The sequence below is a fragment of the Mesorhizobium opportunistum WSM2075 genome (assembly GCF_000176035.2).
In the GTDB taxonomy this organism is placed as follows: domain Bacteria; phylum Pseudomonadota; class Alphaproteobacteria; order Rhizobiales; family Rhizobiaceae; genus Mesorhizobium; species Mesorhizobium opportunistum.
In genome coordinates this window covers 2,850,932-2,870,089 of record NC_015675.1, presented here as the reverse complement: position 1 = coordinate 2,870,089, position 19,158 = coordinate 2,850,932, and the positions used below count along the sequence as shown (strand labels likewise).

The 19,158-nt window shown below is 60.6% G+C and carries 15 protein-coding genes and 4 pseudogenes; 9 read left to right on the top strand and 10 right to left on the bottom strand.

Features of this window, described 5'->3' with window-relative positions:
• Positions 1 to 41 precede the first annotated feature (41 nt).
• On the top strand, positions 42 to 884 hold the full coding sequence (locus tag MESOP_RS13735; protein WP_041164660.1) for a beta-keto acid cleavage family enzyme: 843 nt from the start codon (positions 42 to 44) through the stop codon (positions 882 to 884).
• Between the two features lie 7 nt (positions 885 to 891).
• Here MESOP_RS13735 and MESOP_RS13730 read toward each other — a convergent pair whose 3' ends face one another.
• The 6 genes from MESOP_RS13730 to MESOP_RS13705 form a co-directional block, all read right to left on the bottom strand.
• Positions 892 to 1,824 (bottom strand): dihydrodipicolinate synthase family protein, encoded by a 933-nt coding sequence (locus tag MESOP_RS13730; RefSeq protein ID WP_013893917.1) that lies wholly within the window; start codon positions 1,822 to 1,824, stop codon positions 892 to 894.
• 14 nt (positions 1,825 to 1,838) lie between these two features.
• Positions 1,839 to 2,714 carry a shikimate dehydrogenase family protein gene (locus tag MESOP_RS13725; protein WP_049802360.1) on the bottom strand — a complete coding sequence of 292 codons (876 nt, stop codon included), beginning with the start codon at positions 2,712 to 2,714 and terminating at the stop codon, positions 1,839 to 1,841.
• Between the two features lie 2 nt (positions 2,715 to 2,716).
• Positions 2,717 to 4,012 carry a TRAP transporter large permease gene (locus tag MESOP_RS13720; RefSeq protein WP_013893915.1) on the bottom strand — a complete coding sequence of 432 codons (1,296 nt, stop codon included), beginning with the start codon at positions 4,010 to 4,012 and terminating at the stop codon, positions 2,717 to 2,719.
• Complete coding sequence (locus MESOP_RS13715) at positions 4,009 to 4,506, bottom strand: TRAP transporter small permease (protein ID WP_013893914.1); 498 nt, start codon at positions 4,504 to 4,506, stop codon at positions 4,009 to 4,011. Before MESOP_RS13715 ends, MESOP_RS13720 begins: the two co-directional genes overlap by 4 nt.
• 14 nt (positions 4,507 to 4,520) lie before the next feature.
• A complete protein-coding gene (locus tag MESOP_RS13710) occupies positions 4,521 to 5,519 on the bottom strand; it encodes a sialic acid TRAP transporter substrate-binding protein SiaP (protein WP_013893913.1) in 999 nt (332 codons plus the stop codon).
• Positions 5,520 to 5,661: 142 nt separating this feature from the next.
• Positions 5,662 to 6,363, bottom strand: coding sequence for a GntR family transcriptional regulator (locus tag MESOP_RS13705; RefSeq protein ID WP_013893912.1), 702 nt, complete (start codon positions 6,361 to 6,363; stop codon positions 5,662 to 5,664).
• A 359-nt stretch (positions 6,364 to 6,722) separates the two neighbouring features.
• On the opposite strand from MESOP_RS13705, the pseudogene MESOP_RS36170 reads away from it, so the two are divergent.
• Positions 6,723 to 7,232: pseudogene (locus tag MESOP_RS36170) on the top strand (OB-fold nucleic acid binding domain-containing protein); the annotation flags it as partial.
• Between the two features lie 395 nt (positions 7,233 to 7,627).
• On the opposite strand, the gene MESOP_RS35595 reads toward MESOP_RS36170, so the two are convergent.
• On the bottom strand, positions 7,628 to 7,900 hold the full coding sequence (locus tag MESOP_RS35595) for a hypothetical protein (RefSeq protein WP_167313554.1): 273 nt from the start codon (positions 7,898 to 7,900) through the stop codon (positions 7,628 to 7,630).
• Between the two features lie 826 nt (positions 7,901 to 8,726).
• Here MESOP_RS35595 and MESOP_RS13685 point away from each other — a divergent pair.
• From MESOP_RS13685 to MESOP_RS13665, 6 genes and pseudogenes are all read left to right on the top strand, one after another.
• Positions 8,727 to 8,975, top strand: coding sequence for a hypothetical protein (locus MESOP_RS13685; RefSeq protein WP_013893909.1), 249 nt, complete (start codon positions 8,727 to 8,729; stop codon positions 8,973 to 8,975).
• A 12-nt stretch (positions 8,976 to 8,987) separates the two neighbouring features.
• Positions 8,988 to 10,286, top strand: a complete 1,299-nt coding sequence (locus tag MESOP_RS13680; protein WP_013893908.1) for a tyrosine-type recombinase/integrase — start codon at positions 8,988 to 8,990, stop codon at positions 10,284 to 10,286.
• Between the two features lie 184 nt (positions 10,287 to 10,470).
• Positions 10,471 to 11,425, top strand: a pseudogene (locus MESOP_RS13675) (tyrosine-type recombinase/integrase).
• A complete protein-coding gene (locus MESOP_RS13670) occupies positions 11,347 to 12,540 on the top strand; it encodes an IS91 family transposase (RefSeq protein WP_013893907.1) in 1,194 nt (397 codons plus the stop codon). Before MESOP_RS13675 ends, MESOP_RS13670 begins: the two are co-directional and overlap by 79 nt.
• A complete protein-coding gene (locus MESOP_RS33620) occupies positions 12,537 to 12,764 on the top strand; it encodes a hypothetical protein (RefSeq protein ID WP_013530388.1) in 228 nt (75 codons plus the stop codon). The genes MESOP_RS13670 and MESOP_RS33620 overlap by 4 nt, the downstream gene beginning before the upstream one ends.
• A gap of 229 nt (positions 12,765 to 12,993) precedes the next feature.
• Complete coding sequence (locus MESOP_RS13665; protein WP_013530387.1) at positions 12,994 to 15,318, top strand: alpha/beta hydrolase; 2,325 nt, start codon at positions 12,994 to 12,996, stop codon at positions 15,316 to 15,318.
• A 64-nt stretch (positions 15,319 to 15,382) separates the two neighbouring features.
• Here MESOP_RS13665 and MESOP_RS13660 read toward each other — a convergent pair.
• The 3 genes and pseudogenes from MESOP_RS13660 to MESOP_RS13650 form a co-directional block, all read right to left on the bottom strand.
• Positions 15,383 to 16,268 (bottom strand): annotated as a pseudogene (locus MESOP_RS13660) (IS91 family transposase); the annotation flags it as partial.
• 4 nt (positions 16,269 to 16,272) lie between these two features.
• Positions 16,273 to 17,075: pseudogene (locus MESOP_RS13655) on the bottom strand (tyrosine-type recombinase/integrase).
• Between the two features lie 258 nt (positions 17,076 to 17,333).
• Entirely contained in the window at positions 17,334 to 17,759 is a 426-nt protein-coding gene (locus MESOP_RS13650; RefSeq protein WP_013530386.1) for a hypothetical protein, read from the bottom strand.
• Positions 17,760 to 17,913: 154 nt separating this feature from the next.
• On the opposite strand from MESOP_RS13650, the gene MESOP_RS13645 reads away from it, so the two are divergent.
• Positions 17,914 to 19,131, top strand: a complete 1,218-nt coding sequence (locus tag MESOP_RS13645; RefSeq protein ID WP_013530385.1) for a hypothetical protein — start codon at positions 17,914 to 17,916, stop codon at positions 19,129 to 19,131.
• Positions 19,132 to 19,158: the final 27 nt, after the last annotated feature.

The window sequence follows — 19,158 nt, the reverse complement described above, 5'->3', positions numbered from 1 at the left end:
GAAACAGATGAATCTCCAGCATCCCGTGAAAAATGCCGATGATGCAGCTAGGCCCGAGAACCGATCCCGTCACCATTGCGGTCGCGCCCAATGGCGGCCGCCGCACCAAGGCCGATCATCCGGCAATACCGCTGACGGCCGCGGAACTTGCCGTGACCGCGAGCGAATGCGCTGCGGCGGGAGCGGCGATGATCCACGTCCATGTCCGCGACAGACAGGGTCGCCACCTTCTCGATCCCGAGGCCTACCGCGAGGTCATCACGGCCATCCACGGCGCGGTCGGCGACCGGATGGTCGTGCAGATCACCAGCGAAGCGCTCGGCATCTATGCTCCGGAAGCGCAGATGCGGGTGGTCCGCGAGGTGAGACCGCAGGTGGTTTCGCTGGCGTTGCGCGAACTCGCCCCCGATGCGGGCTCGGAAGCCGCATTCGCGCATTTCCTCGAATGGCTGCGCACCGAGCGCGTGGCGCCGCAAATCATCCTCTATACACCGCAAGAGGCCGTCAGACTGGCGGATATGTCGCGTCGAGGCCTGATCCCCTGGACCAGCGTGCCGGTTCTCTACGTGCTCGGGCGCTACTCCGTCGGACAGACCTCCGTGCCGACCGATCTGCTGCCTTTTCTTGCGGCTGATATGCCGAGGTTCGACCATTGGAGCGTTTGCGCTTTTGGCCGCCACGAGGCGGCTTGTGTCGTCACGGCCGCCCTGCTCGGCGGTCACGTACGCATCGGTTTCGAAAACAATCTCTTTCTGCCGGATGGCGGCATTGCGACATCCAACGCCGACCTCGTCGCCGTCGTTGCGCACACGCTTGGCGACTGCGGCACGAGGATCGCGACTGCCTCCGATCTGGCGAAGCAATGGAACGTGCGATCCTGTTGATCTGTTTTCAGCCGGCGCGTTGCGTGGTCCGGCCGCTCGCCGACGCCAACCAATCTTGAACCAGCAAGGAAATCTCTTCGCACGGCCTCAGACCATCCGTGTCTTGGACCGGCACAAGCGGCGCGCGCACGCGTGACCAGGCAGGGTCGCCGGTCGTTGCGGCCAGAACGGCCTTGACCGCCGGCACGACCGGCAGCTTGAGTAATCTGTCGAGAATATTGTCGATCAGCAGCTCGTCCTCGCCGCGCACCAGCTTGGCGATCAGTTCGGGAGCGAAATTCGCCAGGCCGCTGATCGAACCGCTGGCGCCGGCCCGCGCCGCGCGCGCCAGATCGCCTTCGTGGCCGACGAGGATGGCAAGATCCCGGTGTTCCGCCAGCAAGGCGGCCGTCTGCTGCCAGTCCCCACTGGAGTCCTTGACGCCGGCGATGGCTTGCGGAAACGCAAGCCGCAGCCGGGTGACGAGGCCCGGGCCGATGCGCACGCCGGTCAAACCTGGAATGTTGTAGAGGATGACATCGCGGCTAGCCGATCCGGCGCGCTCCAATACTTCGGCGAACCAGCGGTAGACGCCTTCCTCCGTCGGCTGCTTGAAATAGAAGGGAGGTGTCAGAAGAATACCAGCGCAACCCGCATCGAGCGATCGCCGGGCATGGTCGCCCGCATCTTGCGACGACGGCCCGTAGACGCATTCGACCAGACTCCCAGCCTCGATTCCGGCACCGGCCGCGTGCTCGAACAGTGAAGCGCGGGCCGACGCCGATATGGAGACCCCCTCGCCGGTTGTCCCGAAAGCGGTCACGACCCTTATGTCGGTTTGAAGAAGCCGCTTGGCATGGGCAGTGAACCGCGGCCAGTCGATTGCGCCAGTGTCGTCGAACGGTGTCGTAAGCGCGGCACTGACGCCTATCTTTTCGCGCATGGGATGATCGTCGGACATTGGCGGCACCTCGTTCAATGGGTTGGGGTCTCGGCCAGAAGCCTGCGCAATTCGGAAAGGTCGGTTGGCGCCTGGCCGGTGAAAATACGGAAAGCATCCACGCCTTGATGGAAAAACAATTCGTAGCCGCTCAGAACTTTCAGCCCGGCGGCTTCCGCGGTCTTTTTGAACAGCGTGTCGACGGGCGTGTAGACGGCCTCGAACGCCCAGCGTTGCGGCCCAAGCAGGTCGGCCGGAACGGCGGAACCGGGTTGGCCAATCATGCCGAGTGGGGTGCAATTGACGATCCCGTCCGCGCCGGGCACGGTCGCGCGGACATCGTCGGAAATCATCGTGGCGATCGCATCCCCGTGAACTGCCGCGATCGAGCGCGCGAGCGCGCCGGCCTTCGCCTTGTCGACATCGACGATGGTCAGCGTTTCGGCACCGAGTGCGGCAAGCCCGAATGCCACGGCCTTGCCGACGCCGCCAGCGCCGATCAGGGCGACCTTGCCGGGCTGCATGGCGCCGAACAGATCCCGGTAGGCGGCAATGAAGCCGCTGTGGTCGGTGTTGTGGCCCAGAGGCCCCGCCGCTTCGAAGACGACGGTGTTGATCGCGCCGATGCGGCGCGTCGCGTCATCCCCGACAACCGCTTTCGCGACCGCTATTTCCTTATAAGGGTAGGTCACGTTGACGCCGTGCACGCCGCTATCGCGGCAGGCCTCGAACGCCGCGTCGAAACTCTTTCCCATGTCGCGCGGGACGAACAGGTCGTAGCTGACATCGAGGCCGCAGAGCCGGCCGGCCAGCCGATGCAGGTCCGGGGACCGCGACCGTTTGATGTTGTCGCCGATTAACCCGAGGCGAATGCGGCTGCCCGCGGTGGCGCGTCGATCTGTCGGGGCCATGCTCATCCCCGATATCCGAACTGTCTCGGCAGCCACAGCACGATTTCGGGAAATAGGATCATCAGCAGCAGCGCGGCTACCAAAACGGCGATGAACAGCCAGATCTCGGCGATGATCTCGCGCAAAGGGATGCGGGTGGTGGCGTTTATGACGAAAAGCACCACTCCATAGGGCGGCGTGATCAGTCCGATCATGGTGTTGACAACGATGACGACACCAAAATGCACCAAGTCGATTCCAAGAATCCTGCAGCTTGGAATGAAGAGAGGCACGATGACGAGAATGATTGTCGATGCGTCCAGCAAACATCCCAGCAGCAAGAGCAGGATGTTGACCATGAACATGAAGCTGAGCGGAGAGATGTTCAGCCCCTGCAGCGAGGCGGCCATCTGTGCCGGAATGTTTTCACTGGCGACGATGTAGTTGAAGATCAGCGCGCCACCGATCACCAGTCCGACCGCGGCCGAAGAACGCGCACTTTCCGAAAGGACGGCGTAGAGCCCTCGCCAGCTAAGGGCACGGTAAAAGATGCCAGCCAGGATGAGCGCGTAGGCTGCCGCTACCGCCGCCGCTTCGGTCGGCGTCGTCGCGCCGCCATAGATGCCATAGAGCAGGATGACCGGCATCAGCAGTGCCGGGAACGCGTTCAACGTCACCCTCGGCAGCTCGCGCAGCGGCACGGCGTCCTCGACGGCGAAGTTGCGCTTGCGGGCGAGCCAGGCGTTCAGGGCCATCAGCACGGCTCCCATCAAAAGGCCCGGCAGGATGCCACCTAGGAACAGGAATCCGATCGAGGCGTCCGAAACCAGCGCATACATCACCATCGGGATCGAGGGCGGTATGATCGGACCGATGGTCGAGGCGGCGGCGGTGATGGCGGCAGCGTAGCCGCGTGGATAGCGACCATTTTTCGTCATCATTTCGATGATGATCTTACCGAGGCCCGCCGCATCGGCTACCGCCGAACCCGACATGCCGGAAAAGATCAGATTGGCGACGACATTGACATGGCCGAGCCCGCCGCGCAGGCGTCCCACGATCGCCATGCAGAAGGCCAGCAGCCGCTCGCTGATGGTGCCGGCGTTCATGATATTGGCGGCGACGATGAACAGCGGCACCGCCAAGATGATGAATCCGTCGTAGAGGCCTTGGATAATCTGCTCGGCGGCAAGCCCGAGATCCTGCCCCTTGACAGCCAGATAGACGATCGCCGCCACGATCATCGAATAGGCGACAGGCGTTCCGATTCCGGCCAACAGGAACAGTGCCAGCAGGCAAAGCGCGAAGGCCGCGGTCACAACGGCGTCGCCTCGTCATGGGGCTCTGGCTCGGCGCCACGGAGAAGCTGCCATATGCGCAGCCCGTAGCGGATGATGACCGCCACCGCGAAGAGGCCGTAGACGCTGAAGACGATATCGAGCCTGATCCTCAGCGTGGCGCTCTTCTTGATCTTGTAGAAGGTGATGTAGTCGAAAGTCGCCGGCAACGCCGCCAGGAATCCGGCAACGATGGCCGCCGCCGAGATCAGGGCAAGAACGCGTTGCACGCGGCGACTGGCGATCAGATAGAACAGGTCGAATGTGACATGGTCGCGCTCGGTCAACACGAAGGCCGAACTCCAGAAAACCAGCCAGAGCCACGTCGTAAGGCATACCTCCAGCGTCCAGCCGAGCGGCTCGTTGATGACGTAGCGCGTGACTATCTGCAGGATAAAGGCGACGAACATGGCGGTGAGAAGTGCTACCGCCACATTGTCGGCCCTGGCCTGCAACCATCGAAAGGTTGCCGACATCGGTCAGACCCTGTTCAGAGTGCGTTGATCTTGTCGACCATGCCTTCGGGCCAGTCCTTGGCGAAATCGGAGCCCAGATAGGCCTTTTGAACGTGGCTGCGGAAGGCATCCAGATCCGGCGTGTAGACCTTCAGCCCCTTGTCCTTGAAGAACTGCTCGAGTTCGCTTTCCAGCGCCAGCTGTTTCTGGCGCCCGGACTCGGCGGCGTCGTCGGACGCCTTTTGAACCACGCCCTGCTGCTGCGGCGACAGCCCATCCCAGACCTTCTTGGAAAAGGCGAGATAGTTCAGGTCGACAAGATGGCTGGTCAGGCAAATCTGCTTGGTGACTTCGTAGAATTTGGAATCCTTGTCGGACGGCAATGGATTGTCCTGACCATCGATCGCACCGGTCTGCAGCGCCGTATAGATTTCGGTAAAGGCGACAGGCACCGGATTGGCGCCGAGCGCCTTGCCAAGGAACTGCCATGCGTCGGTTCCGGGCATTCTGAGCTTGACGCCGGACAGATCGTCGGGGGTCTTGATCTCCTTGTCGATGCGAAGGTTCAACTGGCGTCGACCGAGATACATCACCGATAGCAGCTTGACGCCGAGTTCGTCCTCGACCTTCTTCTTCATCGGCTCCATGAACTCGGCGGCGAAGACCCTTTTCTGATGCTCGGCGTCACGATGGAGGTAGCCGGCCGTGAAGATCGACCATTCGGGATAAAGCGAAGCCAGTTCCTGCGCCGAGGTGATCGACATTTCCAGGTTGCCGCGCGAGATCGCCTCGAGTTCCGTGCCCTGCTTGAAAAGTTCCGCATTCCAGTGCGGCTCGAAGGTGGCAAAATCCTTCACTGCGGGCGCGAAGACATCGGTCAGTGCCACGGCGCGCTGGTCGCCAGGCGTCGCCGGCGACGAAAGCCGGAGTGTGATCTTGTCCGCTGCCGCCGCGCCGGACGGCGTCATGGACAGGACGGCAATCGCCATTGCGGAGCCGCCGAGAAACCGGCGTCGATCGAGGGTAATGGTCATGCTTTCCTCCCTGAATTGCATGAGCGGCATGAAGCCGTCGCGGCAAACCATGCCATGTTCACAATGGGGCTTCAACCCATGAACAGCACCATCATCATAGATTTGCTGTTTTATCGGATATATACCTGCAACTAAATCGCCGCTAAGCCGAACCGGCCTCTTTCTTCAGCTTCTGGAATTCGGGGCCGCTGGCCAGCAACCCGCGCTCAACGCCTGCCTCGACATGCTTGCGCAGAACCGTCTGAGCTGTGGAGGCATCGCGCGCCAGGGCCGCGTCGAGCATCTGCCTATGCTCGTCCGCGGCGATCTGGCCGCGAAACGTCAATGAAACCATTTGATAGCGCAGATACTTATCGAAGACGGCGGCATGCGTATCCATCAGCACCTTGGAACCACAGGCCGAGATCAATGCCTGATGGAATTCCCAGTCGTAGCGCTTCCATTCCTTAGCGATCGAGTGGTCGCCAGAAATCATGCGGCGTTCCATCTGCTGAAGCTTGTGGTGGGCCGCGACCACGCGACCCTCCCAATCCATGTCACCGGCGGCGAATGACGACTCCATCGCGTAGCATTCGAGCAATTGCCTCAGGGCGGCAATTTCTTTCAAATCCTGCGGCGATACGGGCGCGACCTCGAATCCACGTTGTCCTTCTGCCTTCACCAGCCCGTCGGATGACAGACGATTGAGGATTTCGCGCAACGTCGAGACGCTCGCGCCATACAGATTTTTTAACCTGTCAAGCTTGAGCTTTTCGCCAGGCTCGAGCCGGCCGAAAATAATATCGGCGCGAATCTGCCGGTACGTCGTTTCGGAGATCGTTGTATTCTGAGCGCTTTCATGCATGTCGAAAAAATATCAGAAATTTTTCGAAATACCATAGATCACTGCGCTGGCTAGCCGATCACATCGCAAACCACACTTGGCCGGACCGCGCGTAACTGCACCTGCCACGACCTGTGTTCGGGCAAGGACCGTAGCGTGTTTCACGCCTGCATGTCGGGACGTTCTACCTTTCAGAAAATTGCCATTGGCCTGGAATAGTTTTCCCCGTCGACCTCGGTATATGGAGCATCACGGCGGATTTCGTCCGCACTCCTCATCTTGGAGAATTCTGGGTGCCAAGCACGGACGGGCTGGAACAGTTTCCGGCCGAGCCCGGTAATACGGGGTGACTGTAAAACTTCTACGCGGCAGGCCACCGCCATCCGATCGCCTTCCTGCGCGAAGACCTTCGACGCCGACGCATCGTCTCTTGCGCCGAGGCGATGGAGACGCGCGAGGGCCGATGGCTGGAAGCGGCCGGCATAGTGCTCGTCCGGCAGCGCCCTGGCTCGGCCAAGGGCGTGATGTTCATCACGCTTGAGGACGAGACCGGCATCGCGAACCTTGTTGTCTGGGCGAAGGTTCTTCGAGCAGCACCGGCGCACCCTTCTGTGGGCCGGCATGGCCGCAGTGCGGGGCCGCATTCAGCGTGAGGGCGAAGTGGTCCACCTCGTGGCTCGGAAGATCAGCGATCTATCAGCAGAGCTCGCCAGCGTCGGCGAACGTGAGGGGAGCTTTCACGTGCCGCATGGTCGCGGCGACCAGGTGCGCAATGGCGGCTCGGGGCCTGATCCGCGCGAGCTGCCGCCCAAGGAGCTGCGCAGCCGCGAATCTATATCCCGGACCTTCACATCGACAACATCAAGGTGAAGGCGCGGGATTTCAGATGACACGTTCTCTTGCCCGGATCAGGCGTCACCACGGCCTGAAGCGCTATGCTGCGACCAAGCCGAGCATCATTTTTTCAGGTAGCTCTTGCGGCCGCTGTCAGTGATGCAGTAGTGGCCGCCACGGGGTCCGGTGCAGAAGTGACCTCCCGGCAAACTGCACTCGTCCTCGCTTGCAGGCGCCATCTCGGCAGATCCGCCGCCGATAAGTCCAAGGGGTTGACCGGACGCCCCGCCAATCTCAGCCGAACAGTTCTTTTTGCTGGCGCTGACCGACCCGTCGTTGCAAATAAACGTGCAGTGTGAGATCCCACCCTTATGACCGCTGCATGGGGTGTTCGCAGCAAAAGCCGGCTGGGCGCCAATCATGGCCAACAGCGCGACAGAAACACACAGCCTCAACACCTCTCGGAAAGCCCTTTTATCCACCATGCAAAGCTGTAACATTGCCAGGCAACAGAATAGTGTGCGCCGGAGCAATCGTGCTGGCCATGGTTCTTATCGCTCAAGATGCGACGGCTCAGCCGCTTGTTGGCGTGCCGTTCGTTATCGACGGCGACACAATCGAAATCCACGGCACGCGTATCCGCCTCTATGGCATCGACGCGCCCGAAGGCGCCCAGAGTGCTTCGATGAGACCGGCAAGAAATATCGCTGCGGGCAGCGGTCATCCCTGGCCCTCGCTGACTTCCTCGACGCACACCGCCCCACGTCATGCATTGGGGTGGGGAGAGACCAGTTTCGACGCATGGCTGTCTGCACAGCCGGCGGCGTTGACATCGCAGAGTGGTTGGTCAGGTGCGGCTACGCCCTCGACTGGCCGAAATACAGCGATGGCTACTACGCGCGGGCCCAAGCTGACGCTCGAGCGGCGAAGTCTGGACTATGGATCGGATCGTTTGAGCAGCCTTGCCAGTGATCTCGTCGTAGAGGTTCGACCGGTCGGCGACGGGATGGGCTCGATTGGCTCGGACAGACATCGCGGTTCTCCGCGACGGGCGCCGAAGCCCTCTCCTTCCGCTTTCAACCCGTCGCGAAAAACCCGCCCCATCCTCTAACTCTCCGTCGGGAGAGCCCCTGCTATCCCGACCAAATGAAAAACGGCGTACAAAGCGGAAGCACCGAAATGTCCGTCAGCGGGAATAAGTCAGTTCGGTGCTGGAGCAGGTTCGTGGCCCAGAGACCGGTTCAACAGGGCGGCCGAAGGAGCATCAGCATAGCGCCGCCGTGAGGCGGGATGCGGGACCGACCGCCCCCGGCGAAGGGCGCCGGATCGAAAACGATCGGTGTCGGTGCCGGGCGTCGCTGCGCTTCCGACGCTCAATTTCCATTACGTCCACTCGGCGATCAATCAGCAAACCATCCCATTTATACGCCCTGACCGCAATTCACCGCACAGTTTGATCGGATCCCTTCCGGCTGTGGCAGATACGATCCAGATCTTGATCCATGAATGGAAGCCAGCGCACAAGGACGGGCGCATGCGGCGGCGAGATCATGAAAAGCGACACCCTTGCCTATCCTCCTCGAGGTCTCTCACGCGAAGAAGCGGCCCGATATGTTGGCGTGGGCATAACCAAATTCGACCAGATGGTTGCTGACCGCCGCATGCCGAAGCCCAAGAAAGTCGACGGCCGCGTGATTTGGGATCGCCTGAAACTCGAAGCGGCGTTTGCCGAACTACCTGGAGACGATGACGAGAATATCGTCGACTTCCTGTTGCAAGGGAATCACCGCAGGAAATAGATTCATTCCGCCATGACCGACAAATATCCCGGCCTGTCCTCCTACACCGATCGCCACGGAAAACTACGGTGGCGCTATCGGACGAAAGAGCGCGTTGTTAGTCTGCCCGCCCCCACCCAGCCGGGATTCAAGGACGCCTACCAGGCAGCGGTCGAGGGCCGGAAGGTTCCCAAGGCTCCCGTCGTCCGGATGCCTGGATCCGCCCTGCCCGGCACATTCGGAGCGGCCTTTCAACGGTTGAAGATCTCGGTCAAGTGGTTGGCGCTTGACGAAGCCAGCAAGCGCAAGAACAAGCGGCTGATCGAAGAATTTTTGGTACTGCGGGTGGTCCCAGATCACCCACTGATTTGGCGCGACGTCCCGGTTAAGAACCTTAGACGTATCCATATTGAAGAGCTTCTTGGTCGCTTCATCGCCACACCCCACAAGGCCAAGCACCTGCTGGTGGGCATACGCAAGCTGGTCTATGTCGCACTGCGGCAAGATTGGATTGAGATCGACCCCACTGCGGCAGTCGAGTGGCGGCCCGCCTATGCCGGCTGGAAAGCATGGTCGCGCGAGGCGATGGCGCAATTTGAAAACCGCTGGCAGCTCGGCACCGCGGCACGCACTTGTTACGGATTGGCGCTTTGGCTGGGCAACCGCCGCGGCGATGTCGCGGGCCTGCGCTGGGACCAGAGGGTCACCCGCCGTGTCTTCATCGATGGCGTCGAGCGTCACTTCGACGGGTTTGATATCGTTCAGGGCAAGAACAAGGGACGAACCGGCGGCAAACGGCTTTTCGTGCCGATCACCCCTATGCTGTCCGAGATCCTGGATGCGGCTGACAGGCGCGGCGAGACCGTTTTGGTCAACGCCTATGGTGAGCCCTTCTCTGCCAAGTCACTGACTGGAATGATGGCGCATTGGTGCAAGCTTGCCGGTCTTCCGAAGGGCCTTACCCTGCATGGTTTGAGGAAGTCGCTCGGTGTTTATCTGGCGGAGGCCGAGGCCTCCACCAGGCAGATGATGGACGTTCTCGGTCACGACGATATCGATCATGCGGAGCTCTATTCGCGCGAGGCATCGCAGGTACGGCTGGCGGTCCAGGGGATGGATCGAGTCGTGCGGCTGGTCACGCGTAAGCCGATGCTTGGCGAACCTGTTGGCGAACCTCGTGGCGAACCACCATCTAAAGCATTGATAAATAACGATAATGGTGGGCCCGGAGGGCCAACGAAAATCGTTGATTTTGTTGAATTTTTCCTGGGCCAACATCTGAGAGCTTTCCGTATCGTTCCGCATGCTCCCTTGGCAGTGAACTGTGGCTAACTTCGTTTTGCGGACGTTCGGAGACATGCTCCGGAATGACCGCATTTGGGCCGGAGAACGAACCCACTGCGCGGGAGGGGTGCCTGCGGTTGAGGTAGAGATCAAGACCCGGTCGTCGCGCTCGCGTTGAGCCTCGTTCGGCTGGAGCAGAGCATGGCGGGCTTCTTCAACAAGGAGCCTGACCATGCACCATCCAGTTCTCGAAGCTTCGATCAGCCCGCTGCGCCAGCGACTGATCGACGACATGAACATGCGGCGCTTCTCACGCGAGACGCAGCGCAACTATCTCCGCGACATTGGACGCCAGGCCACATTCCTCGGGGGATTCACCAGACACCGCGACCGCCGACGACCTGCGCAGGTTCCAGATCGAGCAGCAGGAGGACGGCGTTCCCGTGCCAACGATGAACAGCATCGTGTCGGCGCTGCGCTTCTTCTTCACCCAAACGCTCGACCGCCCGGACCTGGCGCGCAGGCTTGTCCGGCTGGCGCATCCGCGCAACCTGCCCGTGGTGCTCAGTCGCGACGAGGTCGCCCGGCTGCTCAACGCCACCACCTGCCTCAAGCACCAGGCCGCACTGTCGGTCGCCTATGGCGCGGGCCTGCGCGTCGCCGAGGTGTCGATGCTGAAGGTCACCGACCTCGACAGCGAGCGCATGCTGCTGCGCGTCGAACGCGGCAAAGGCGGGCGCTATCGCAACGCCATGCTCTCGGAGGACCTCCTCAGGCTTCTGCGTGAGTGGTGGAAGGTCGGACGTCAGCAGGGCGTGATGCACCGCGATGGCTGGCTGTTCCCCGGACAGCACGCGATGAAGCCGATCAGCACTCGGCAGCTCTATCGCATAGTCGTCGAGGCGGCGCAGGCCGCCGACATCGCCAAGCGGGTCGGGCCGCACACGCTGCGCCACAGCTTCGCCACCCACTTGCTGGAGGACGGCACCGACATCCGGATCATCCAGGTCCTGCTCGGGCATGCCAAGCTCAACAACACCGCACTCTACGCGAAGGTGGCGACCCGAACGGTGCGCACGGTTACGAGCCCGCTCGACAAGCTTGGCCTATTCAAGCCGGGAGAGATCTCGCCCGACAGTTCCTTGCTGCCGGCCCCGCTTACCGGGCTGCCCATGCAGGTCACCTGAGCCTCGCCCAGCTCAAGGTCATGTCGGCGATCGAGTATTGCCGAACCGCAGCCCTTGGCGGTCACGTGGAGGCTTGCGAGGACTGCGGCCAATGGCGGATCGCCTACAACTCCTGCCGCAACCGGCACTGCCCGAAGTGCCAGGGCGCGGCCGCACGGACGTGGTTGGCCGAGCGAGAGGCCGACCTGCTGCCGGTCGGCTACTTCCATGTCGTGTTCACGCTGCCCGCCGAGGTCGCCGACATCGCGTTCCAGAACAAGGCGCTCGTCTACGACCTGCTGTTCAAGGCGGCAGCGGAGACGATGCTGACGATCGCTACGGATCCGAAGCATCTCGGCGCGCGCATCGGCATCACCGCCGTCTTACACACATGGGGATCGGCGATGACGCACCATCCGCATGTCCACATGATCGTGCCGGGCGGCGGCATCGCGCCGGACGGAAGCCGGTGGGTCTCGTCGCGCCCGGCCTTCCTGCTCCCGGTGAGGGTTCTCGGCAAGCTGTTCCGTCGCCTGTTTCTCACCCGGCTGGTCGCGCTGCACGAGGCGGGCCGGCTCAGCTTCTTCGGATCGATCGCGCACCTGATCGAGCGGCGGGCATTCCTCCGCCGCCTTACTGCCGTGCGGAAGAAGCGCTGGGTGGTCTACGCCAAGGCCCCGTTCGCGGGGCCGGAGGCGGTGCTCGCCTACCTGTCGCGCTACACGCACCGGATCGCGATTTCGAATAGCCGGCTGATCGCCTTCGACAAGAGCGGCGTCACGTTCCGCTACAAGGATTACCGCCGTGACGGCCCCGATCGGCAGCAGGTCATGACACTCGCTACCGACGAGTTCATCCGCCGATTCCTGCTCCACATCCTGCCACGCGGCTTCCATCGCATCCGGCACTACGGCCTGTTCGCCGGTTCCGCGCGCAAGGCCAGCCTCGCGCTGGCGCGCGAACTGCTGAACGTTGCTCCACCGTCGGAGGAAGACAACTCGGTAGAACCGACTGACTTCCGTCCGCCATGCCGATGCTGCGGCGGACGCATGATCATCATCGAGACGTTCGAACGGTGGCGACAGCCGCGTGGACCGCCGGACTCCACGGCGACGAACCGGGAGAACTCTCCATGACCCGGCATGGCATGCTCCAGCGTTCAGCCGCAGGCGCCCAGCGTCTGGCAACGGACCCACGCGTGTCCGTGGTGATCATCGACGCCGAACGGGTCGCGTCCGGCCGCGCGACGAGCCGACAATACCACGTGGCTGAAAGGCGAAACCGTCCGTCCGCATCAAACCCGCTTGCCGGCGGCGGTCGCGCCATCGCCGACACCAGCCGCAAATCGAAATCCACATAGCCATCGACTGTGGCCCACGGGTTCCTTCCTCGGGGACTTTCGTACGCCTGCCGGCGCCCGAAACTCTGAGCGGACCGTCTAGTTTCGGGCGGGACAGCGCCAAAGCTGCCTTTGGCTCCTGACCTCAGCTTGCACCTTGCCACCTTTCAAGATCAATTTGGCGTGCACTCCCCTAGAACTCTCGGTATTGTGACAGCGTAAATGAGCTTAGCTTATATGGGAGGCGTCGATGCACGTCTTGAGGCTTGCGATCGTACTGACTTCGACCTTCATCTCTCTTGGCGCTTCAGCGCAAGTCAACACGACGGGAGCGTCTTCAGGAGCCCTAGCAAATTTCAACGGGCAGCCAACTGCACTTCCGCCGTCCGTCCTTGAGCAGCTTTCGACGGTCGATACAGCCGACACCACCGCTAATAAAAATCTCTACCCGCTGCCCGACGCCAACGACCGAAGCCCGCAAAGCATCGACGGTTTAATATTTGGAAACACGCCTTCAGATGTAAAGCAAAACGGTTTCACGATACTCAGGGCGGAGGCTGCGGGAGGAGATCCCGATGCCAAGCTGCGCCTAGGCGCGGCATTGGAATTCGGCCTCGGAACAGACAAAGATCCGTCTGCTGCGTTCATCAACTACCTTGAGGCAGCCAACAAAAACAATGCCGCATCACAATACGCCGTCGGGAGAGCCTATCTCTCAGGCGTTGGAACTGATCCGAACTTCGACCAGTCATTCAAGTGGCTCAACTCCGCATACAAAAATGGGCAGACTGGGGCGGCCTTTGACTTGGCAAAAGCATACCAGTTCGGCCTTGGAACCCCAGAGAATGTTGGCCAAAGCGAAGTATTCTGGGACCAAGCTATTAAGCTCGGCACGGCCGAATCCTACCTTGGATATGCAGATTTTCTGATCGACAAAAAAGCCAAGCCGCCTACGGATAGCACCGTTAAGGACCTCATTTGGAAGGCCGCTGACTTAGGCAACCCGCAGGCGCTATCCGCAGCATTTGGAATTGCGGTGAATGCCGGCGATGCCGAGCAGCAAGACAAATGGATTGGTCTATTGAAGCAGCAAGCCGGCGTTGGCAATCAAGTCGCGTCTCTCAGGCTGGCGGACGCCTATTTGACCCCGCAGAGTGCGAATTTCAGTCCATCTGCGGCTTTCGACCTCTATAAGGCTGCCGCAGCAAACGGGAATGCCTATGCGCAAGCCAAGTATGGCACCTTGCTGCTGCATCAGCCCGCGTTGGATAGTTCGGTTTCACGCAAAGATGCCATTGCTATTTTGAATGAGGCAGCAGCACGAGGCCAGCCGGACGCGCTGCTTGCGCTTGCCGACGTCGCGAAAGAAGCGCGTGACCTGAAATCCGCCTATGCATACGCGACAGCAGCCTCGGAACTGGGTGGGGAAAAATATGCGGAAAAGGCAAATAAATTACAATTGAGTGTATGCGCTGAAATGGTCGACGAAGTATGCCAGCCGGTTCCCGTGTTCTACATTACTAATCGGGCCATACGTACACCGATGCCATTAACCTTCGACAATCGGTTGGCACCAGAGCAATCCATTACCATGGGCCATTCGCTTGTTTCTATCCCGACACAGCGCTCCGTCGACACGGAGCAGCGCCCGATTTGGAAGGTCGTTGCCAGCTATCTTGGCTTTGGTTCTGGAGTAATCGGCAACGCGCAATCGGCGTCTCCAAGCGAGGTCTCCAACTTTCTTTTCGATGGATCGTTGGATAGCTTTCTCGATGCGGTTCAGCAGGCTGGCGTCGACAACGGTCGCAAGAAAGTGATTGTTTTCGTTCATGGCTTTGCGAACACATTTGATGATGCCACCCGAAGGATGGCAATCTTATCCGAGAACGAAAAATACCCTGGAATTCCGATCGTTCTGGATTGGGCGTCAGCGGGCGACGCTACTGTAAGGCTTTCAAGTGCGGACGGCTACAGCGGGTCGGGATATCTCAATGATCTCCAGACGGTTGGATCGAGTTGTCCAGATTTTAAAAGCGTGCTCGAGAAATTGATCGGGAGATTTGGATCCGAAAACGTAACTGTCTTTGCGCACAGCATGGGTGCACAGATGGTCGACTATATATTGGCGGGCTGCCCGAGCTCTTCCGGACGCTGGCCGATGAGCGCAAAGATAGGAAACTTGGTGTTCGCGGCACCCGATGTTGACCTGAACAATTTCGCCAGGCATGTCGATTCATTGCGGTCGGTTGCGGATAGCTTCACGATCTACGTGTCTGCGAACGACATGGCCTTGCGCGCTTCACAGGAGGCCGTCGGTGGAAGGCAGCGCTTGGGCCAAGGTGGTTCCGACCGCTTTGTCGCCGAGAAGATCAACACTATAGATGCCACGAGTGTTGAGACCCCGGGCGCTCAAAATCACTCCTTCGTTTTTGACGTGGCCCAAGTAAAACGAGATCTCTCGGATCTATTCCGAGGGGACACTGATCCAAACAGCCGTGTCTGTCCGAAAGAGATCACCGACGAGCGGCTTCCTTCGCTAAAATACTGGATCATTCAACCGAATTGCACACAGTAGAAGATGAGGCGGGAATTCATTCACACTGTCAGATAGCCTGATCACCCTGTGATGTTGGCTGCAAACGGCGGACGAACTCATCAATCGCGAGCACCATGACCTGCTGGCGGTTGGCGCCGTCACGGCGGTAATCCTTGTAGCGGAAGGTGACGCTGTTCTTGTCGAAGGCGATCAGGCGGCTGTTCGAGATGGCGACCCGGTGCGTGTAGCGCGACAGGTAGGCGAGCACGGCTTCTGGCTCGGCGAAGGGCGCCTTGGCATAGACCACCCAGCGCTTCTTCCGGACCGGCGATAGGTGCCGCAGGAATGCCCGGCGGTCGCCCAGGTGCGCCATCGAACCGAAGAAGCTGAGCCGTCCGGCGTCGTGCAGCGCGTCCAGCCGGGTCAGGAACAGGCGGCGGAACAGCTTGCCCAATACTCTGACGGGGAGAAGGAAGGCCGGCCGCGACGATATCCAGCGTGACCCGTCGGGCGCGATGCCGCCGCCCGGCACGATCATGTGGACATGGGGATGGTGGGTCATTGCCGAGCCCCATGTGTGGAGCACGGCGGTGATGCCGATGCGCGCGCCGAGGTGCTTGGGATCCGCCGCGATCGTCAGCATCGTCTCCGATGCCGCCTTGAACAGCAGTTCATAGACCAGCGTCTTGTTGTGGAACGCGATGACGGCGACCTCGGCGGGCAGCGTGAACACGACGTGGAAGTAGCCGACTGGCAGCAGGTCGGCTTCGCGCTCGGCGAGCCATGTACGCGCGGCCGCGCCCTGGCACTTCGGACAGTGCCGGTTGCGGCAGCTGTTATAGGCGATCCGCCGTTGGCCGCAGTCCGCACAGGCTTCGACATGACCACCCAATGCAGCGGTGCGGCAGTGTTCGATCGCTGACATGACCTTGAGCTGCTGCAGGCTCAGAAGCACGGAAGATATGGGCGACCTCCAGGTCCGCGCGCACCGGTTCAGCCGGGAGGCGTCTTGCCTTCCATCAGCGCCATCAGCCGGTCGAGCGGCCCTGCGACCGCGTGGATCGTCCGGGTCGAGACCTTGGTGTAAAGCGCGGTCGTATCGAGCTTGCTGTGGCCTAGCAGCACTTGGATGACGCGGATGTCGACATCCTGCTCGAGCAGATGGGTGGCAAAGCTGTGCCGCAGCGTATGCGGGCTGACGCGCTTGCGGATGCCTGCGACTTCAGCAGCCTCCTGGACGGCGCGGTGCAGTTGCCGCGACGAGATCGGATCGGTGCAACTGCGCCCCGGGAACAGCCAGCCATGCGGAAGCATCACCCCGCGCCGCTTGCCTTCGCGCCACCACAGCCGCAGCAGTTCCAGAAGTTGCGGCGAGAGCATGGCGTTGCGGTCCCTGCGTCCCTGCCCTGTTCGACGCGGATCAGCATGCGTGTGGCGTCGATATCATCGACCTTCAGGTGCGCGACCTCGGAGACCCGCAGGCCCGCACCATAGGCGACGCCGAGCGCAGCCTTGTACTTGATGCCTGGTGCTGCCTCGAGCAGCCGCGCCGCTTCCTCCACGCTCAGCACATTGGGCAGCTTGCGCGGATAGCGCATGACCACCAGCGCACGCGCCAGTTCCCGCCCCATCAGTGTCACCATGAACAGGAAGCGCAACGCCGAGACCGCACCGTTGATCGTCGCGGGGCCGACACCGTTCTCATGCTGGTGCAACTGGAAGCGCCGGATATCCTGGGGCGTCGCAGTGTCGGGAGCGCGCCCAAGGAATGCAGTAAAGCGCCGGACGTGACGCACGTAATCCTGCTGTGTATGCGGTCCCAGACTCGCATCAGCATGTCTTGCTGCTGTGCAACCCGAGCCGCAGCCGTGCAGTCTTTCCCACTTGGGGGTTACCGCAGCATGGCTTGATCGAGAAAGGGCAGTAGGTCAACCGGCTTGGATGTCTGGCCGGCGGTATAGCGTCCGGGCACGTAACGGACCGACAACCTGTCAAGAACCAAGCCGGGTGTCTGCAGATACGGCGCCAGTTGAACAGCTGGCCGCCGATCAGGTTCAACGTCTAGGGCATGGCGTGTTATCACTGATCTTCCGCCACATGTGGGATTTGCGGTCATAGTAGCAGTCTGTTTCGGGACCGGTATCGCCGCTTGGTATTGCGTCTAGCGCCCGCGTTGAAAAGGCGGCTGTCTGAGCCTGCGCTCGGGCGTAGACCTTGGCCTCTGGATTATTCGGGTGCACAAGATGCAAGCTTACGATTGGGTGACGGTGGTCGCCACAGGTCGCCAGCCCATGGTTCTCAAAGCGGGAAATCAGTTTCTCATCGATTTCGGTCCAGTGTTGGCAGTCACCGACCTCTGAGAACAGCAAGCGAGTACTGTCGGTTGCGTGAAGTTTGACCATACCGGTCAAGACATATTGTGGGCCTTTATCAAGCTCTTCAAACATCGACTTGGCGGAAAACTTCGCCTGCGCAACCATAGACACCATCCCCGATGTTGCCGAAAAGTGATCAATCGCCAGATTCGGTTGCCTGACCCAAAATAAACATAGGTTATGCATCTGCAGTCAGCTTGAACCCCGACCGACTTCACTTGATACTCGCGGCAGTCAAGTGTCAACTAGGGAGGGGACGATGACCAAGGGTATTCCGGATTCCAACTTCTCGTTTTCTGCAGTAGCGCCAACTGTGGCACTATTCGGTCTATTATTGGCCTCTGGATGTGCGGTGGTCGACACGGTCAGCTCGCGGGCGAACACTTTCAACCAGCAGGCCTCTGAGGCCAAGAGCAACAGCATACTGACCAATGTTGTGCGGGCTGCTTACGCTGAACCCTTGCAGTTTACTGAGCTGCAGTCGACGCAGGGTACCGCCCAGGTAAATGGTTCAATCACGACCGGTGTGCCGTTTCCGTTTCGGGGCGGGACAGGCACTCTTCCACTTCAAACCATCACGGGCTCATTCCTGGCTGGAACATCCGCGGCGAACACGTTTGCTGTCGCAAATCTGAGCAGCCAGGAATTCTATCAAGGCATTCAAAAACCAATTCCGCAGCAACTCATACTGGCATATCTCAGCGAGGGCTACGATGCGCGGATATTGCTCAACATCTTCACCTCGGGCATCGAAATCACGCAGAACGGTAAGACGACTTTGGTTGCTAATGACCCCAACTCCAGCGACGATTGGCAGGAGTACTATTCCGTCATCAACATTCTGGCGAAATACAAGCTGGAGGGCGAGAAAGTCAGCGACACGACGCCCGTCGGCATCGACACCTCCCGATCGGTCGCGGGCAGCGCCCAAGTGCAAGCTGCACAGATTGCGCAGCCGGGAGGCGCACCTGGATACGAGGCAGACGGAAGCCGTGTTCGGCTGGTCAAACATGACGCCGGCTATCGGTTCTGCTTCCGCAAACATGCACCCGAAATTCCGTTGCGAGGCCTTGGAATAACGGTCAAGCTGAGCCCGGGTGACTATTGCGGAGCTTCCTCGAAGGAAATAGCCATGAAAAAATCAGGAGACAAGGTTCGGCTACGAACCAGATCGCTGGAGGGAGCCATTCTGTATCTGGGCGCCCTCGTCAGGAATGAGTGGGGGATCGGGAACGCATATGACATCCCCCATACCAGCGGACCTTCGTACACGGTCTTCAAGCTGGGAAAAGGTTATAGCGTCGCCAATCTGGTCAACGTTTGGTACAAAGGGCAGGGCTATGGCATTGCCCGCGACCCCGCAGGCAACATAGACGGTTCAAGTCGGGTGCTCCAACTGCTGACAGATATCCAAAATTTGCAGAGTTCGTCGAAAGACCTTCCGACCCAGAATGTTTACACCTTGCTTGGAGGGTAGAGCTGGTCGACGGGTCACGGAAAGCCA

Coding starts and splice junctions, on each gene's coding strand:
- MESOP_RS13645 (WP_013530385.1), top strand. CDS start 17,914: ATGACCAAGGGTATTCCGGATTCCAACTTCTCGTTTTCTGCAGTAGCG.
- MESOP_RS35595 (WP_167313554.1), bottom strand. CDS start 7,900: ATGACCGCTGCCCGCAGCGATATTTCTTGCCGGTCTCATCGAAGCACT.
- MESOP_RS13725 (WP_049802360.1), bottom strand. CDS start 2,714: ATGGCCCCGACAGATCGACGCGCCACCGCGGGCAGCCGCATTCGCCTC.
- MESOP_RS13715 (WP_013893914.1), bottom strand. CDS start 4,506: ATGTCGGCAACCTTTCGATGGTTGCAGGCCAGGGCCGACAATGTGGCG.
- MESOP_RS13665 (WP_013530387.1), top strand. CDS start 12,994: ATGCACGTCTTGAGGCTTGCGATCGTACTGACTTCGACCTTCATCTCT.
- MESOP_RS13705 (WP_013893912.1), bottom strand. CDS start 6,363: ATGCATGAAAGCGCTCAGAATACAACGATCTCCGAAACGACGTACCGG.
- MESOP_RS13730 (WP_013893917.1), bottom strand. CDS start 1,824: ATGTCCGACGATCATCCCATGCGCGAAAAGATAGGCGTCAGTGCCGCG.
- MESOP_RS13650 (WP_013530386.1), bottom strand. CDS start 17,759: ATGGTTGCGCAGGCGAAGTTTTCCGCCAAGTCGATGTTTGAAGAGCTT.
- MESOP_RS33620 (WP_013530388.1), top strand. CDS start 12,537: ATGACCCGGCATGGCATGCTCCAGCGTTCAGCCGCAGGCGCCCAGCGT.
- MESOP_RS13735 (WP_041164660.1), top strand. CDS start 42: ATGCAGCTAGGCCCGAGAACCGATCCCGTCACCATTGCGGTCGCGCCC.
- MESOP_RS13680 (WP_013893908.1), top strand. CDS start 8,988: ATGACCGACAAATATCCCGGCCTGTCCTCCTACACCGATCGCCACGGA.
- MESOP_RS13685 (WP_013893909.1), top strand. CDS start 8,727: ATGAAAAGCGACACCCTTGCCTATCCTCCTCGAGGTCTCTCACGCGAA.
- MESOP_RS13710 (WP_013893913.1), bottom strand. CDS start 5,519: ATGACCATTACCCTCGATCGACGCCGGTTTCTCGGCGGCTCCGCAATG.